The 15963-nt window shown below is 71.9% G+C and carries 15 protein-coding genes and 1 riboswitch; of the genes, 5 read left to right on the forward strand and 10 right to left on the reverse strand.

Annotated features, from left to right (window positions below; genetic code table 11):
• Positions 1-4 precede the first annotated feature (4 nt).
• The 9 genes from AC07CM_RS25135 to fahA form a co-directional block, all read right to left on the reverse strand.
• Positions 5-802, reverse strand: coding sequence for an ABC transporter ATP-binding protein (locus tag AC07CM_RS25135; RefSeq protein ID WP_478878709.1), 798 nt, complete (start codon positions 800-802; stop codon positions 5-7).
• The gene (locus tag AC07CM_RS25140; protein WP_478878710.1) at positions 786-1712 is read right to left on the reverse strand and encodes an ABC transporter permease; all 927 of its coding nucleotides are present in this window, start codon (positions 1710-1712) and stop codon (positions 786-788) included. Before AC07CM_RS25140 ends, AC07CM_RS25135 begins: the two co-directional genes overlap by 17 nt.
• Positions 1709-3052, reverse strand: coding sequence for an ABC transporter substrate-binding protein (locus AC07CM_RS25145; RefSeq protein WP_478878711.1), 1344 nt, complete (start codon positions 3050-3052; stop codon positions 1709-1711). The genes AC07CM_RS25140 and AC07CM_RS25145 overlap by 4 nt, the downstream gene beginning before the upstream one ends.
• A 36-nt stretch (positions 3053-3088) precedes the next feature.
• On the reverse strand, positions 3089-3316 hold the full coding sequence (locus AC07CM_RS25150; protein WP_009338563.1) for a 4Fe-4S dicluster domain-containing protein: 228 nt from the start codon (positions 3314-3316) through the stop codon (positions 3089-3091).
• Between the two features lie 42 nt (positions 3317-3358).
• Complete coding sequence (locus tag AC07CM_RS25155; RefSeq protein WP_478878712.1) at positions 3359-4150, reverse strand: GntR family transcriptional regulator; 792 nt, start codon at positions 4148-4150, stop codon at positions 3359-3361.
• 201 nt (positions 4151-4351) lie between these two features.
• Positions 4352-5290: a M56 family metallopeptidase gene (locus AC07CM_RS25160; RefSeq protein ID WP_478878713.1), complete on the reverse strand. Its 939-nt coding sequence runs from the start codon at positions 5288-5290 to the stop codon at positions 4352-4354.
• A gap of 235 nt (positions 5291-5525) precedes the next feature.
• A complete protein-coding gene (locus AC07CM_RS25165; protein WP_478878714.1) occupies positions 5526-5906 on the reverse strand; it encodes a GntR family transcriptional regulator in 381 nt (126 codons plus the stop codon).
• Entirely contained in the window at positions 5903-6682 is a 780-nt protein-coding gene (locus AC07CM_RS25170) for a hypothetical protein (RefSeq protein WP_478878715.1), read from the reverse strand. The genes AC07CM_RS25165 and AC07CM_RS25170 overlap by 4 nt, the downstream gene beginning before the upstream one ends.
• Positions 6683-6832: 150 nt before the next feature.
• Entirely contained in the window at positions 6833-8050 is a 1218-nt protein-coding gene (fahA, locus tag AC07CM_RS25175; RefSeq protein WP_478878716.1) for a fumarylacetoacetase, read from the reverse strand.
• 270 nt (positions 8051-8320) lie between these two features.
• Here fahA and AC07CM_RS25180 point away from each other — a divergent pair, with 270 nt between their 5' ends.
• From AC07CM_RS25180 to AC07CM_RS25190, 3 genes are all read left to right on the forward strand, one after another.
• A complete protein-coding gene (locus tag AC07CM_RS25180) occupies positions 8321-9565 on the forward strand; it encodes a carboxylate--amine ligase (protein WP_478878785.1) in 1245 nt (414 codons plus the stop codon).
• 45 nt (positions 9566-9610) lie between these two features.
• Complete coding sequence (locus AC07CM_RS25185; RefSeq protein WP_478878717.1) at positions 9611-10813, forward strand: FAD-dependent oxidoreductase; 1203 nt, start codon at positions 9611-9613, stop codon at positions 10811-10813.
• A gap of 533 nt (positions 10814-11346) precedes the next feature.
• The gene (locus AC07CM_RS25190; RefSeq protein ID WP_478878718.1) at positions 11347-12159 is read left to right on the forward strand and encodes an HAD family hydrolase; all 813 of its coding nucleotides are present in this window, start codon (positions 11347-11349) and stop codon (positions 12157-12159) included.
• A 35-nt stretch (positions 12160-12194) separates the two neighbouring features.
• Here the strand turns inward: AC07CM_RS25190 and AC07CM_RS25195 are convergent, their stop codons facing one another.
• Positions 12195-12680, reverse strand: a complete 486-nt coding sequence (locus tag AC07CM_RS25195; RefSeq protein WP_478878719.1) for a transglycosylase SLT domain-containing protein — start codon at positions 12678-12680, stop codon at positions 12195-12197.
• Positions 12681-12683: 3 nt separating this feature from the next.
• Positions 12684-12867, reverse strand: a riboswitch (cyclic di-AMP (ydaO/yuaA leader).
• Between the two features lie 531 nt (positions 12868-13398).
• On the opposite strand from AC07CM_RS25195, the gene AC07CM_RS25200 reads away from it, so the two are divergent.
• Both AC07CM_RS25200 and AC07CM_RS25205 read left to right on the forward strand, forming a co-directional pair.
• The gene (locus tag AC07CM_RS25200) at positions 13399-14409 is read left to right on the forward strand and encodes a polyprenyl synthetase family protein (RefSeq protein WP_478878720.1); all 1011 of its coding nucleotides are present in this window, start codon (positions 13399-13401) and stop codon (positions 14407-14409) included.
• 246 nt (positions 14410-14655) lie between these two features.
• Positions 14656-15867 (forward strand): LolA family protein, encoded by a 1212-nt coding sequence (locus tag AC07CM_RS25205; RefSeq protein WP_478878721.1) that lies wholly within the window; start codon positions 14656-14658, stop codon positions 15865-15867.
• Positions 15868-15963: the final 96 nt, after the last annotated feature.

Below are 15963 nucleotides of genomic sequence, written 5' to 3' on the forward strand. Positions count from 1 at the left end.
CCTTTCAGGTGCCGAGCGAGGAGAGGACGGCGCGGCGCAGGGCCACGCGGGCCGGGTCGTCGAGGGCGCCGCGATCCCGCGGGCGCGGTACGTCGCGCACGGCGGCCACACGGCCGGCGCCCAGGAGGGCGACGCGGTCGCCGAGGAAGAGCGCCTCGTCCACGTCGTGGGTGACGAAGGCGACGGTCGCGCCCGTGCCGCGCAACACCTCCACCAGCAGGTCCTGCATGCCGGATCGGGTCTGCGCGTCGAGGGCGCCGAAGGGCTCGTCCATGAGGACGGCGCGGGGACTGCCGGCCAGCGAGCGGGCCAGTTGCCCACGCTGGCGCTGCCCGCCGGACACCCGGTGCGGCAACTGCCGTGCCTGCGCGCCGAGTCCGACGCGGGCGAGCCAGGACTCGGCCTGGGCGCGGCGTTCGGAGCGCGGAACCCCCTTGATGGCCAGCGGGAGTTCGACGTTGGCCCGCAGGGTGCGCCACGGCAGCAGCGCGTCCTCCTGGAAGACCAGTGCCCGGTCGGCGGACGGCCCGGTCAGCGGGTCGCCGTCCTGCTCCACCGCACCGGCCAGCGGGGACAACAGCCCGGCGAGTGTGCGCAGCAGCGTCGACTTGCCGCAGCCGGAGGGGCCGACGACGGTGAGGATCTCGCCGGGCGCGACGTCCAGGTCGACGTCGTGCAGCACCGGGGCGTCAGGCCGGCCGAGCACGGCCGCGCGCAGGGTCAGCCGGGTGCCACGCACGGCCTGCGGAGCCGGCGGGGCCGGAGCGGCGACGGTCTCGACCGTCTCAGACGAGGTGCTCATCGCGCGCCTCCTGCTCGGTGTCGTCGTGGTCCTGTTGCTGGGCCTCGGGCTGGTTCTCGGGGTCGTCGCCGGCCTTCACGGCGACCGGGGCGGCGACTCGGGGAACCGGCGGGCGGGACCGGCCGCCGGGGACGTAGGAGGTGCGGGGCAGCCATCGGGTCAGGCGGCGGCCGAGGAGTTCGACGGCCGTGGAGGTGACCCAGCCGAGGACACCGATCGTGACCATGCCGACGAAGACACCCGGGTAGTTCACGACCGTGTAGTCCTGCCAGGTGCGGTAGCCGACGCCGTACTGGCCGGAGATCATCTCGGCGGAGATCACGCAGATCCACGAGACGCCGATACCGACCGACAGGCCGCCGAAGATGCCGGGCAGCGCGCCCGGCAGCACGACCGAGCCGAGGATCCGCAGCCGGCCGCCGCCGAGGGTGCGCACCGCCTCCTCCCAGACGGGGGTGAGCGCCCGGACCGCGTGCCGGGTGGAGACCAGCACGGGGAAGAAGGCGGCGGTGCAGGTGATGAAGACGATGCCCTGCTCGTTCGAGGGGAACAGGAGGATCGCGACGGGGACGAGGGCGATGGCCGGGATCGGGCGGATGACTTCCAGGACCGGTCCGAGCAGGTCCTCGGCGAGGCGCGAGCGGGCCACGAGCACGCCCGTCGCCACGCCGAGGACGGCCGCCAGCGTGAAGCCGGTGAGGATCCGGGTGAGGCTGTCGGTCAGGTCGGTCCAGTAGTCGCCGCCGGAGAGCCGGTCGGCGAAGGCCCGGGCCACGTCGGTGACCGTCGGGAACTGCGAGAAGCGCAGCCACAGGTCGACGTCCAGGCTGGTCAGCAGCTGCCAGAGTCCGAGGGCGGCGGCCAGGGACGCCGCCCGCAGCGCATAACGGGCGAGTGGCCGCCGGGTCATGAGGACCGTCCGAGAGCGGCGGTGTACGACACGGTGCGGGCGCCCGTGTGGTGCGCGATGTACGTCTGCGCGGTCGCCGGGGCCACGAAGGGCAGCAGTTGGTCGCCGTCGGTCACCCAGACCGCCTTGTCGGCGAACCAGAGGGTGCCGGTGGTGGCGTCGGGGACGTAGGCGGCGCGGATGGCGTGCTGGTGCGCGGCCACGTAAGCCAGCAGTTGCTTCGGGGACTTGAAGGAGACGGTCTTCTCGCTGCCCTTGGTCCACACCTCGCTCGCCGCCGGTGCGGGCGTGGCGGCGAGCCGCTTGGAGTACGAGGCGTCGAGAGCCTTCTTCACGTACTGGTCGTCGACGAAGGAGTCCACGTCGATGTCGCCGGTCAGCTTGGCTGCCTTCAGCACGGACACGTCCTGCTTCAGCGCGGAGACGAGCTGCGGCTTGACGGCCGGGTCGAAGGTGGCGATGCCGTGGGCGCCGTTGTAGAGGTAGACGACCTCCGCGGGCAGTCCGGTGGCGTCGGCGACCTTCTCCGCGGCGGTCACCGGATGGTCGTTGAGATAGTCCGTGGCCTGCGTCTGGGCCTTGAGGAAGGCCTCCAGGACAGCCGGGCGCTGCTTGGCGAAGTCCTCACGGGCGGTGACGCCGTGGAAGGTGGGCAGGTTCAGCTGGGCGCCGTCGTACAGCGCCTTCGCCTTGCCCTGGTAGGCGAGCAGACCTGGCCAGGCGACGAACTGCGACAGGGCGTCCACGCTGCCGGCGGAGAGGGCCGAGGCGCCCACGGCGGGCTGCTGGTTGAGCTTCGAGACACCGGTGTTCGGGTCGATGCCGGCGCGCTGCAGGGCCCGCACGAGGGTGCCGTCGGCGGCGGAGCCGACACTCGTGGAGACCTTCTTGCCCTTGAGGTCCTCCAGGGAGGAGAGCTTGGAGCCCGGGGCCGTGACCACGGTGTTCAGGCCGCCGCGCAGGTTGTAGCCGGTGACCGAGACCAGGTGCGTGGGGCGGCCGAGCTGCTTGCCGCGGGCCGCGTTCAGCAGCAGCGGGAAGTCGCCCATCGAACCGATGTCGATCTTCCCGGCGGTCATCTGGGCGGTGATCGGGGCACCGGTGGCGTAGTCCTGCCAGTCGACCTTGTAGGTGTGGCCGTCGTGCAGGGAGTTCAGCTGCTTCTCGAAGTAGCCGAGGGAGCGGAGCAGGGTTCCCGCGGTGACCGTGTTGATGGTCTTGGACTGGTAGCCGACGGTCACGGTGACCGTGGAGCCGCTGCCTGCCTCGGCGCTGCCGCCGCAGGCGGACAGGGGGAGGAGGAGCGCGGCGGCGGACAGGGCAACTGCCGTGCGTTTCATGGTGGTTCGGCCTCTCGCCGGAGCAGGTCGGAAGGATCAGCGGAGCAGGTAGGGCATGTTGACCGTGACGGCTCCGGTGGGACAGCGGGCCGCGCACGGGCCGCAGTACCAGCACTCGTCGACGTGCATGTACGCCTTGCCGCTGCTCTCGTCGATGGCGAGGGAGTCCAGCGGGCACATGTCCACGCAGAGCGTGCAGCCGTCGATGCACTTCGACTCGTCGATGGTCACGGGCACGTCGGCCCGCTGGGGCACCAAGGGCATGGCTGTCTCCAGGAAACGGGTCAGGCGGGGTTACGGGGGGGACTACACGGAGCGGTGCAGGAGGCCGCTCATGGTGATGCGGTCGCCGCGGAAGCGGATGAACTCCAGGTCGACGGGGCGGCCGTCGGCCAGGTGCGTGAGGCGTTCCAGCATCAGCACGGCGGCGCCGCGCGGGGCCTGGAGCACGGCGGCGGAGTGGGCGTCCGCGTTCACCGCCTCAAGGGTGATCTCGGCGTGGCCGAGGGGCTGACCGGTGATGGCTTCCAGCAGGCGGAAGACATCGGTGTTCTCCAGGTCGGCGCCGATCAGGGCGCTGCCGACGTCGAGCGGGATGTAGGTGAGGTCGAGGGAGAGGGGGAGGCCGTTCAGGCGGCGCAGGCGTTCGATGTAGAGGACGTCGGCGCCGGCCGGGACGCGGAGGCGTTCGGCCACCGGGGCGGGTGCGGGGGCGGGGCCCATGGTGCGGACCTCGTTGGTGACGCGGCCGTGTTCGCGGAGGGTCTCCGCGAGGCCCATCAGACGGTCGAGCCCGTGCGGGTACTTCTGGGCGACGACCACGGTGCCGACTCCGGGCAGCCGCTCCACCAGGTCCTCCGCCCGGAGCAGGTCCAGTGCCTGGCGGACGGTGTTGCGGGTGGCGCGGTAGTCGGTGGCGAGGGTGGTCTCGTGGGGGAGGTTGCCGTCCGGGAAAGCGCCACTCAGGACCTGTTGGCGCAGGAGGTCGGCGAGCTGCCGGGCCCGGTCCGCACGCAACCGACGACGCGTCCGGTGGGCGGCGACGGTGGTCGCGGCGCCCTGACCGGCATGGTCGCGGGGGCGGTCGGTGGCTGGCATGGCTGGAACCATACCGAGGAGGTAGGGAAAGGGGTGTTGCCGGAGTGTTGCGCCATGTGAAGGGGTGTTGGATCGGGCGCTGAGCTGGGATTTCTTCGATCGGCGAGGAAGATCTGCCACCAGGGGCACGTGGCTTCCGGGCGCCCTCGGCCCCCCGTCGCCCTGGAGATGAAGCTCTGAGCGCGACGGCCGCGGCCGGGCCTACGACAGTGCCGTCAGCCCCGGTGCGAACGTGATCAGGAGCGGCAGTAGGGGCACCAGCGCAGCCACCGTCGTCGTGAGCGCCCGGTGCCTGCGGAGCAGTCGGGGCGGAGGCTCCAGGAGGCGGTCCACGCGTTCGCCGAGCAGACGGCGGCTGGAGGCGCAGGACAGCACGCCCCGGTGCTGGTTCAGCTCGATGAGGGCCAGGGCGGTGGTGAGGTGGCCGCAGCGGCGGGAGGCGGTGTCGTCGGCGGCCAGTTCGACCAGCCGGTGCGTCTGGTCGCAGAAGTGGGTGAAGAGCGGGACGCGCGGGAAGCCCGTGGCAAGCGCGGTGGACAGATGGAGAAGCCAGTCGTGGTGGGCGCGGGCGTGGCCGCGCTCGTGGGTGAGGACGGCGTCCAGTTGATGGTCGGTGAGGCGGTGCAGCGCCCCGGTGGTCACGACCAGCTGCGGCGGGTGCCCCGGCATCCACCAGGCGTCCGGATACTCGTCTTCCAGCACCAGCATCGGTCCGCGCGCCGACGGCAGGCCCGCGGGCAGATCGGGTGCGCGTTCGCGCAGGTGTGCCCGGGTCCGGCCGCGGCGTCGGCGGGCCTCGGCGAGTTCCCGGGCCAGCATCGCCGTCGTCCAGGCGGCCCCGCAGGCCAGCAGCACGGTCAGGGCGACCGCCCAGACCGGGGCCGCGGAGAGGTCGTACGCGGCGGTCACGGCGGGCGGCGCCGGGGCGAACACGTGGTCGCGGACGGTGTGGAAGACGGCTGCCGCGCCGAGGACCAGCGCGGTGAGACAGGACAGCAGGACCGTGGTGACCAGGCACTGCCACACCCACAGAGCGACCACGGGGTCCCGCTCGGGCCAGGCCGCCCGGGTCAGCGCACGCGGCGCCGGTACGGCGGCCGTCAGGGCGACGACGCTCAGCAGGAGCAGGCAGACGGTCATGCCGGGGCTCCGGTTCCTGGTCGGAGAGGCGTGCGGGTGTCGGGTGGTGCGGTGGCGACGCACCGGGGCGCATCGCGTCGTGCGTGTCCCCGTCAGTATGACGGGGATGCGGGCTGGGAGTCAGGTGTCGAGCGCCGATCGCTCCTACCGGGCGCCGCCCGCGCTTCCCTCCCGGCGCCATCGCCGGGTCGCTCCGGCGGCCGGCGCCCGCCGAATCCGCCGGCCGCGCCCGCCCCTACTCCCTCATGGCCGCCCGCATCGCCGCGACCATCTCGTCCTCCGTGGCCCCGAGTGCCCGCGCCTGCTCCGCGAACCCCCGTGCCAGAGCAGCGAGTTCGGCCGGGTCCGGGCGGTCGGCCGGCGTTGCGGGCAGCGGGGCCACCCGGGTGCCCGCGCCGCGCCGCGTGCGGATCAGGGACGCCGCCTCCAGCTCGCGGTAGGCGCGGGCCACCGTGCCCGCCGCCAGGCCGAGGTCGGCCGCCAGCTGCCGTACTGTCGGCAGCCGTTCGCCCTCCGGCAGGCGGCCGGTGGTGATCAGGGCGGCGAGCTGGCCGCGGATCTGTTCGTAGGGCGGGACGGGGCTCGTCGTGTCGACCCGTACGGCGGCACCGCTCACCGGCGGCCACCTCCGGTGGACCGACGCCGCCAGGACGCCCGCGGCGAGCACACGGTGAACAGCGCCCACGGCACCGTCACCAGGGCGACCACCGCCAGCGGCCACAGCACCGCGTTGGCCACGGTTCCCGCGGTCCCGTCGCAGGTCATGTCCATCAGCGCGCCGGACGCCGTGGAGGCCGCGCCCAGCAGCAGGGAGGACACCACCAGGCCCCAGGCGGCGACGACGGCCAGGGTCCGGTCGCGGCGGGACTGCTCGTCGCCGGGCCGGGTGGCGATCCGCCGCAGGGACCAGCCGCAGGCGGCGGTGGCGACGGTCAGGGAGGCCAGCATCGGCAGGCCGTAGGCGAAGCCGGGCCACGGGCCGTGCGACTGGGTCACACCCCGGCAGGTCAGGGTGAGGTCACGGCCGGCCCGGCCCAGGTCGTCCGGCGAGGCCACCACGCCCGCCACCACCAGGAGCACCACCAGCGCTCCGGCGAGGGCGAGGAGGAGCCAGGTGAGGCGGGGCGGCACGTAGTCGCGGACCCGGCGCGGGGCGAGCCCGGCCGTGCGGACGGCGCCCCGGGCCGGCGCGGTCAGGGCGTCGCCCGCAAGGACGCCGGCCACCGCGCACAGCCCGAAGGCCGGAATGGCGTACAGGATCCCGTCGCCGTGGTCGAGCGGCGACAGCCACCGCGCGGCGAGCGCTCCGACCACCAGGCCCGCCCAGCGGGCGTAGCGGTCGACGGGCGCGCGGGACGCCGGAGCGGCCGTACCGAGTTCTGTGTCAGTCATGACAAACCCCCGTGAAAGCAAGCACCTTGCACCCACCTGCTTGTATCAAGTGGTGGGTACAAGATGGCGTCCACGGCATGCTTGTGTCAAACATTTGCTACAAGCTGAGTTCAGCCCGACAAGACGAGGCCCAGCCCGACAAGCTGAGGCTCAGCCCGACACGACGCGTCCGCTGACCTCCCCCAGCCCGACCCGGGTCCCGTCCGCACCCGGCGCCCACGCCGACAGCGTCACGACGTCCCCGTCCTCCAGGAACGTCCGCTTGCCGTCCGGGAGGTCGAGCGGATCCCGGCCGTTCCAGGTCAGTTCCAGCAGTGAACCGCGCTGGCGCTCCTGTGGACCGCTCACCGTGCCCGATCCGTACAGGTCGCCGGTGCGCAGCGAAGCGCCGTTGACCGTCATGTGGGCGAGCTGCTGGGCGGCGGTCCAGTACATGGTGGAGAACGGCGGCTCGGACACCGTATGGCCGTTGATCGCGACGGAGATCCGCAGGTCGTAGCCGCCCGGATCGATGCCGGGTGCCGCGTCGTCGAGGTAGGGCAGCAGCGGGTGCGTGCGCTCCGGGGGCGCCACGTGCGCTTGCTCCAGCGCCTCCAGCGGGGTGATCCACGCCGACACCGAGGTCGCGAACGACTTGCCGAGGAACGGGCCGAGCGGGACGTACTCCCAGGCCTGGATGTCCCGTGCCGACCAGTCGTTCAGCAGGCACAGCCCGAAGACGTGCTCCCGGAAGTCGCCGAGCGCCACCGGCGCGCCCATCGTGGTGGGCGCGCCCACCACGAAGCCGACCTCGGCCTCGATGTCCAGCCGGATGGAGGGCCCGAAGACGGGTGCCGGGTCGCCGGGGCCCTTGCGCTGGCCGGACGGCCGTACGACGTCCGTGCCCGAGACGACCACCGTGCCGGAGCGGCCGTGGTAACCGATCGGGAGATGCTTCCAGTTGGGGGTCAGCGCGTCCTCGGCGTCCGGGCGGAAGATCCGCCCGACGTTCCGGGCGTGGTTCTCGGAGGCGTAGAAGTCGACGTAGTCCGCGACCTCGAAGGGCAGGTGCAGGGTCACCGACGACAAGGGGTGGAACAGCGGTTCGATCACCGACCGGTGCGAGGGCACCGTCACCCACGCCGTCAGCGCGCGCCGCACGTCCGACCAGGCCGTGCGTCCCGCGGCCAGCAGCGGGTTGAGGGTGGGCCGTGCGAGCAGGGAGACGTACGGCGAGCCGAGTGCGGCGGCCGCGGCGCCCGCGTCGAGGACGTGGTCACCGAGCCGGACGCCGACCCTCCGCTCCGTGCTGCCGGAGGGCGAGAACACGCCATAGGGGAGGTTGTGCGGACCGAAGGGGTCGCCCTCGGGGACGTCGAAGGGGGGCATGGGGTACTGCCTCACTCTCATCCGCGCCATGCATGGCGATGCGTTCCATGTGGTCGCGGCACACGTTACGGCCGAGTCGCGTGTCTTGGGCAGTGCCACAAGGGGCGCTCGAAAGGTTGCTCGGACAATGTCTAAAGAGTTCGCAATGTCCGGATAAGCCTTGTCGGAGGCGGCAATTCCGGCTTAGCGTCCTTTGGGGGACACGGCCGGGGTGGGTCCGGTCCGTAGGGGGGACACGTGGGGGGACCCGTGGGCGGAAACGCCGTCAGCGTGCCTTTCGAGGCGGATCGTGACGTGCCCGGACTGATCGTCAAGTTCGGCGACTATCCGCTGCACCATGGTGGTGTCGGCGCGATCCGCAGTCTGGGCCGCCTGGGCGTGCCCATGTACGCCATCACCGAGGACCCCTACACACCTGCGGCCTCCTCCCGCTATCTCAAACGGGCGTTCGTCTGGCCGACGACCGGGGCCGAGGATCCGGGTCACCTGGTCGAGGGCCTGTTGCGCATAGGCCGCCGGATCGGCCGCCCGACCGTCCTGATCCCGACCGACGAGGAGGCCGCCGTCCTGATCGCCGAGCACCAGGACGACCTGGCCGGTTCCTTTCTCTTCCCGCGTGTCGACCCGGCACTGCCGCGCCGGCTGGCCAGCAAGCAGGGCCTGCACGAGCTGTGCGTGGAACACGGCGTCGCGAGCCCGTCGGCGGCCTTCCCGGCGTCGTACGAGGAGATCGCCGCCTTCGCCGACAAGGCCCGCTTCCCGGTGGTGGCCAAGAACCGCGAGGCGTTCGTACGGCGCAGACGGCCCGCAGTCAACGGCACCACCAGGATCGCCACCCGCGAGGGACTGCTCGGGCTCGCCCGCGACTGGGGCGAGCAGCCCGGTGTGATCCTCCAGGAGTACCTGCCGAGGGAGGAGGCCGAGGACTGGATCGTGCACGCCTGCTTCGACGCCGACTCCACCCCGCTCGCCCTCTTCACCGGTGTCAAGGTCCGCTCCTGGCCGCCGCACGCGGGCATGACGGCGAACGCCTACGTCGTCGACAACCCGGAACTCGCCGACCTCGCCGCACGTTTCATCAAACAGATCGGCTTCAGCGGAATCATCGACCTGGACCTGCGCTTCGACCGGCGCGACGGACAGTACAAACTCCTCGACTTCAACCCGCGCATGGGCGCCCAGTTCCGACTCTTCGAGAACGAGTCGGGCGTGGACGTCGTACGCGCGATGCACCTGAACCTGACCGGCCGCCCCGTTCCGGAGGGGGAACAGCGGGCCGGCCACCGTTACATCGTGGAGAACATCGACCTGCCCGCCCTCCTCGCCTACCGCCGCAGCGGTTACACGACGCCGCACGCGCCGGCGAGGGCGAGCGGGACGGAGCTGGCCTGGCTCGCGGGTGACGACCCGATGCCGTTCCTCACGATGCTCGCCCGCTTCGTGCGCCCTGGCGCGAAGCACCTCTATCAGCTGTGGCGGACCAACCGCCGAGGCAGCAGCACCACCACGAAGTAGGCAAGGCCACGCGAGTGGCGCACCGTGTCTCTGGGGAGGGACTTCGTGAATCGACCGGTTGCAGTCATCGGGGCCGGGCCGTTCGGCCTGTCCACCGCCGCCCACCTGCGGGCGCGCGGGATCCCCGTACGCGTCTTCGGCGACCCCATGGTCAGCTGGCGCGACCACATGCCCGAGGGCATGCTCCTCAAGTCGACCCCCGCCGCCTCCAACCTCGACTGCCCGCAGCCCGGCAACACCCTCGCCGACTACTGTGACGCGGCCGGCATCCGGCGTCTGGTGACCGACGAGGACATCATCCCGGTGGAGACCTTCATCGCCTACGGCGAGTGGTTCCAGCAGAAGCTGATCCCCGACCTGGAGCGGGTGCGGGTCGTCTCCGTCGACCGCGACAAGAGCGGCGGGTTCGAACTCAAGCTGGACTCGGGAGAGTTGTTCACCGCCCGCGCGGTCGTGGTCGCCACCGGCCTGTCCGGGCTCGCCCACCTGCCCGCGGAGCTGGCGGGAGCGTCGGCGGACGGACCGGCGCCCACGGGCCCGGTCTCCCACAGTTCCCAGCACCACGACCTCACCCGGTTCGCCGGCAAGGAGCTGATCGTCGTCGGCGCCGGCCAGTCCGCCCTGGAGACGGCGGCCCTCGCGGCCGAGGCCGGTGCCCAGGTGCGCGTGGTCTCGCGCGGCCGCGGCCGGGTCGCCTTCGGCGCACCGCCCTGGCACCAGCCGAGGCTGCGCCCCGAGTCACCGTTCGGCCGCGCCTGGTCCCTGTGGGCGCTCAGCTACTACCCCCACCCCTACCGCTATCTGCCCGCCCAGACCCGCCACTACCTGGTCCGCCGGGTCCTCGGCCCGCTCGGCGCCTGGTGGCTGCGCGACCGCTTCGAGGGCAAGGTGCAGGTCCAGGAGGTCGAGCGGGTGGTGGCCGCCGAGGCCCCGGACGGCAGCCCCGTCCTCGCCGTCCGTACCCACGGCGGGGGCACCGAGCGGCTGTCCGCCGACCACGTCATCGCGGCCACCGGCTACCGCGTGGACATCGCCGCCATGGACTTCCTCGGCCACGAACTGCGCACCCGGCTCGCGGTGAGCCGGGGCACGCCCAGGCTCGGCGCCGGATACGTCTCGTCCGTCCCCGGCGTGTACTTCACCGGTCTCCCGGCGGCGTCCTCGTACGGCCCGGTGATGCGCTTCGTCTGCGGCACGGAGTTCGCCTCGCCCCGGCTGGCCAGGCATCTGGCAGCCGCCCACGCCTGAGCCGGCCGGAGATCCCCTCCGCCCCATGCCACCCGGGAACTCCTCGACCGGCTCGGGCGGGCGGGCGGCCGCCGTGGCCTCCCCCTCCCGGCCCTGGCAGTCTCCCGGGCCGGGCAGTACAAGCCGGAGAGCACGACGGCAGCGGGCGGCCGAAGAGCTCCTCGACCCGGCCGTCCGCGCCCAGCGGATGGACCCGGTCGTCCGCGTGCGGCCGATGGGATCCGGCCGTCCGCGTGCGGCCGACGGGCCGGCTCGGCGCAGGCGACGGCCGAGGGTGCCCAAGGTGACGGCGAAATACGCCCACGGCGGCTCGCCCCGGGCGTCCCGCTCTTGCGCCCGGACTGCGAGGGTACGACTTGCCGACCGCTCCGAGGGATCGGTGCCGGACGCGCCGTGGGGCGAGGTGGCCGACCGCTTCGACGGCATCGACACCACCATCGAGGAGTCCCCGGGCACCACTTGGGGCCGAGCAGCACACAAGTCCAGGAACACCGCGATGAGTCGGAGGCGCGTGCTGTCCGTATTCTCTGATCATGGCCGCACCCCCCGCTTACGCACTGATCGCCACCGACCTGGACGGGACGTTGCTGCGTGGCGACGACACCGTCTCCGACCGGTCGCTCGCCGCGCTCGGGCGGGTGGCACGGGCCGGTGCACGGCACCTGGTGGTGACGGGCCGCCCGGCCCCCCGGGTGCGGCCCCTGCTGGACGCGCTCGGCTGCACGGGGCTCGCGGTGTGCGGGCAGGGCGCGCAGGTCTACGACGCCGGCGCCGACCGTCTGCTGTGGTCGGTGCGGTTGGACCGGGAACTGGCCGAGACCGCGCTCGGCAAGATCGAGGCCGAGGTGGGCCAGGTCTACGCTGCCGTCGACCAGGACGGCGTGGACGGGCTCACGCTGATCGAGCCGGGGTACCTGATGCCGCACCCGACCCTGCCCGCGGTGCGGGTCGCCCGGCGGGACGACCTGTGGTGCGAGCCGATCAGCAAGGTGCTGCTACGCCACCACACGCTGTCCGACGACGAGTTGGCAGCGGTCGCGCGCTCGGCGGTGGGATCGCTGGCGACGGTCACGATGTCGGGGCCGGGGACCGTGGAGCTCCAGCCGTGCGGTGTCACCAAGGCGTCGGGGCTGGCGCTGGCCGCCGACCACCTGGGGGTCGCCGCCGAACGGGCCCTCGCCTTCGGCGACATGCCCAACGACATCCCGATGTTCGACTGGGCCGGACGCGGTGTCGCCATGGCCAACGCCCACCCCGAGCTGAAGGCGGTCGCAGACGAGATCACCACGTCGAACGAGGACGACGGCATCGCCGTCGTCCTCGAAAGACTGTTCCCGACCGACTGACCGGGATATCAGTAGTGGCCTGCCACCGGTGCCCGTCAGTAGGCGCCGAAGACGTTGTCGATCGAGCCGTAGCGCGCGGCCGCGTAGTTGCAGGCGGCCGTGATGTTGGCGACCGGGTCGTAGATGTCGAAGGACGTTCCGGCCACGTGGTACGTGTTGAACGTCGGGTCGATCACCTGGAGCAGGCCCTTGGACGGGATGCCCTTGGCCGCGTTGGAGTCCCACAGGTTGATGGCGCTGGGGTTGCCCGACGACTCGCGGATGATGTTGCGGTAGATGCCGTTGTACGTCCCCGGGATGTGCTTCTCGGCCATGATCGCGAGCGACTCGCGGATCCAGCCGTCGAGGGTGTTCGGGTAGCCGGCGGGGGTGGTGGAGACCGTCGTGGCGGTGGGGGTCGCGGCGGAGGCGCTGGTCGCCCCGATGACCGGAAGCGCGAGCACGGCGGCACCGGTGCCGACGACGGCGAGCTTGCGGACGAGACCGGTGCGGACACGGCGGGGCTGAGCGGCAGCAGGCATGGCGAAGTTCCTCTCCGTCGCCTGCGAGGTGAGCTGTCGGGTTCGGGCGGGGAGGTGCCCGGCCGTGTCTCCGGTGGGAGACACGACTTCACCCCTAGCCGTCCCGGCGCGACGTGTGTCGTCCGGTCCGGCGGCTTACCTGGGTCCCCCGCTCCTGCCGCACGAATGAGTTCGTCGATGGGTGGTGTCAGGCGCGGCAGGATTCGGCGTTCGCCTGACTGGCCCGGAAGCTATGCGAGAGCACATGTCCGAAACAAGCGTCGGATTCACATAAAGCGCCTGTTGACCTTGAACAGTGGCATATGAGGTGCTTGATCCTTTGCGGTTGCCAACCCTCAACTGGCTGATGCGGCAAGGGGAAACCGGTGGTGGCGCGACCGGCGGGGTACACGGGTACGCGTGACTCAAGTCACGAAATGGCGAAGTGTATCAAATCAGACATGGGGGATTAGGGGGATTTACCGGCCATGGCGCAAAAGGAGTAATCCACCCATCGCCCAGTTCGCGACAAAACGGACGAGTTCCGGTTAAGTCGATGGATGTCCGTCCTTATCAGATGATCAAAAACATACCGGCCGTGATCCGATACCGCCCGGGCTGGACCGGTGGGCGCTATCGGTGATCGAAACGGGACCGGATACGCTGACTTGAGTGATGGCAGCGACCTATCGACAAACCGTGTAATCGCCAGCAGACACCAGCAGACAGGAGACCCCTCGTGACCGTCGTCGGGCCGTTCGGGCTGAGCGTGCGGGACCAGGCTCTGGAAGCCGATGTCCAGGCCGGATTGGCGGCTGTCGAGGAAGGCTTGCTCGAAGCCACCAAGAGCGAGGTCCCGTTCATCACGGGGGCCGCGCAGCACCTCGTACGGGCCGGTGGGAAGCGGTTCCGGCCGCTGCTCGTGATGCTCGCGGCACAGTTCGGCGACCCGTACGCGCCCGGCGTCGTACCGTCGGCCGTCGTCGTGGAGCTGACCCACCTCGCCACGCTGTACCACGACGACGTCATGGACGAGGCGTCCGTGCGGCGCGGCGTGGACAGCGCCAACACCCGCTGGGGCAACTCCGTCGCGGTGCTCACCGGCGACTTTCTCTTCGCACGCGCCTCGCAGATCCTCGCCGACCTCGGCCCCGAGGCGGTCCGGGTGCAGGCCCTCGCGTTCGAGCGGCTGGTCACCGGCCAGATCCTGGAGACCGCCGGCCCCTCAGACGGTCGCGACCCGGTCGAGCACTACCTGGACGTGCTGGGCGGCAAGACGGGCTCCCTGGTGGCCGTGTCGTGCCGGTTCGGCGCGATGATGTCCGGCGCCGACGAGACGGTCGTCGACGTGCTCACCCAGTACGGCGAACGGCTCGGGGTCGCCTTCCAGCTCGCGGACGACGTCCTGGACATCGCCTCCGACTCGCACGAGTCCGGCAAGACCCCGGGCACCGACCTGCGCGAGGGCATCCCGACGCTGCCCGTGCTGCGGCTGCGCGAGCGGGCCGCCCGCCTGGGCCTGCCCGAGGACGTCGCGCTGTGCGAGCTGCTGGACTCCGACCTCACCGACGACGCCCGGCACGCCGAGGCGCTGGCCGCGCTGCGCGCGCACCCCGCGCTGGAGCAGGCCCGCCGGGACACCGTCCGGTACGCGGAGGAGGCGCGGTCCGCGCTGGCCCCGCTGCCGGAGTGCGACGCCAAGGCGGCGCTGCTCGAGCTGTGCGACGCGGTGGTGCACCGGGCCGGCTGAGGCCCTCTTTCCGGCGCGAGGGCGGTGTCTCCCGCACGACCCCTACGGGTCGGGGGAGACACCGCCCTCGTGTGTCATACCGCAGGCGTACACGGACTTGGCCCCGAGGTCTGACGCTTCCTCACGGCCGATTTGGTCAGATGGAAACCACGGAAATCACCACTGCTCACCGATTCGGGTGAGAATGGCGGCTCAGGTGGACCAGTGTGGGGGACAGCCGCCGCCGACGACGGAGGTAAGGCACAGATGGCACCGTACGAATCCGACGACGCAACGGGCGCCGCGCAGGACGAGGACCTGCACTCCGGACGCCGCAAGGCCGCCCGTTACGCGGTACCGGTCGCGGTGGTGGGGGTGGCGGCGGCCACGATCGGGCTGGTCCCGGCACTCGCCGACTCCGGTGACCCCGACCTGCCGAAGATCACCGCGCAGCAGCTCATCGACAAGATCGCCAAGTCCGACGTGCAGCAGCTGTCCGGCACGGTGAAGATCAGCACCGACCTCGGTCTGCCCAACCTGGGCGGACTGGAGAGCAGCCTGGCGTCCGGGGCGGCCCGGGGCGGCGGCGACGGCTCCTCCGCCGACCCGACGTCCAAGCTCACCGAGCTGGTCTCCGGCACGCACACCCTGCGCGTGGCGGCCGACGGCCCGGACCGGCAGAAGCTGTCGCTGCTGGAGAGTGGCGCCGAGTACAGCCTGATCCACAACGGCAGGGACGTCTGGGGCTACGACAGCAAGAGCAACGAGGTCCACCACGGCACCGCCGCCGACTCCGGCAAGGAGCACCGGGCCGAGCCGCCGGCCACGCCGAAGGACTTCGCCGACGAGGCCCTGAAGTCGGTCGACGACACCACGTCCGTGACCGTCGACGGCACCGCGCAGGTCGCCGGACGCGACGCCTACAGGCTGCTGATCAAGCCAAGGCAGTCCGGTACCACGGTCGGCGCGATCACCATCGCCGTGGACGCCAAGACGGGCCAGCCGCTGAAGTTCACGCTGACCCCGAGGAGCGGCGGCGCCGCCGTGGTCGACGCGGGCTTCACCCAGGTCTCCTTCGCCAGGCCGGCCGCCTCCACCTTCGACTTCACCCCGCCCAAGGGTGCGAAGGTCACCGAGGAGAAGGCCGACCGGAAGGGTGAGTCCAAGGCGCCGGAGGGCGCCCCGAAGTTCGGCGGTGACTTCGCGAAGGGCATGGACGGCGCCACCGTGCTCGGCAAGGGCTGGACGTCCATCGCCACCTTCGACACCGGCGCCAAGGGCGGCCTGCCGTCCGGCTCCCGGGGCGGTGACCTCGGCGGCTTCCTCGGCTCGCTGGGCGACCAGGTCTCCGGCAAGTTCGGCAAGGGCACGGTCTTCTCCACCCGCCTGGTCAACGCCCTGATCACCGACGACGGCAAGGTGTACGCCGGCGCGGTGACCAAGGACGCGCTGGTGAAGGCGGCGAACGAAGCGAAGTGACCCGTCCGGGGGGGGGGGGGGGGGGGGGGGGAGGGGGGGGGGGGGGGGGGGGGGGGGGGGGGGGGGGGGGGGGGGGGGGGGGGGGGGGGGGGAGGA

Source organism: Streptomyces sp. NPDC044061 (assembly GCF_056434305.1).

What these genes read in the sequence shown, in the direction of transcription:
- AC07CM_RS25135 (WP_478878709.1), bottom strand. Translation starts at nt 802, where the DNA reads ATGAGCACCTCGTCTGAGACGGTCGAGACCGTCGCCGCTCCGGCCCCG.
- AC07CM_RS25140 (WP_478878710.1), bottom strand. Translation starts at nt 1,712, where the DNA reads ATGACCCGGCGGCCACTCGCCCGTTATGCGCTGCGGGCGGCGTCCCTG.
- AC07CM_RS25145 (WP_478878711.1), bottom strand. Translation starts at nt 3,052, where the DNA reads ATGAAACGCACGGCAGTTGCCCTGTCCGCCGCCGCGCTCCTCCTCCCC.
- AC07CM_RS25150 (WP_009338563.1), bottom strand. Translation starts at nt 3,316, where the DNA reads ATGCCCTTGGTGCCCCAGCGGGCCGACGTGCCCGTGACCATCGACGAG.
- AC07CM_RS25155 (WP_478878712.1), bottom strand. Translation starts at nt 4,150, where the DNA reads ATGCCAGCCACCGACCGCCCCCGCGACCATGCCGGTCAGGGCGCCGCG.
- AC07CM_RS25160 (WP_478878713.1), bottom strand. Translation starts at nt 5,290, where the DNA reads ATGACCGTCTGCCTGCTCCTGCTGAGCGTCGTCGCCCTGACGGCCGCC.
- AC07CM_RS25170 (WP_478878715.1), bottom strand. Translation starts at nt 6,682, where the DNA reads ATGACTGACACAGAACTCGGTACGGCCGCTCCGGCGTCCCGCGCGCCC.
- fahA (WP_478878716.1), bottom strand. Translation starts at nt 8,050, where the DNA reads ATGCCCCCCTTCGACGTCCCCGAGGGCGACCCCTTCGGTCCGCACAAC.
- AC07CM_RS25190 (WP_478878718.1), top strand. Translation starts at nt 11,347, where the DNA reads ATGGCCGCACCCCCCGCTTACGCACTGATCGCCACCGACCTGGACGGG.
- AC07CM_RS25195 (WP_478878719.1), bottom strand. Translation starts at nt 12,680, where the DNA reads ATGCCTGCTGCCGCTCAGCCCCGCCGTGTCCGCACCGGTCTCGTCCGC.
- AC07CM_RS25205 (WP_478878721.1), top strand. Translation starts at nt 14,656, where the DNA reads ATGGCACCGTACGAATCCGACGACGCAACGGGCGCCGCGCAGGACGAG.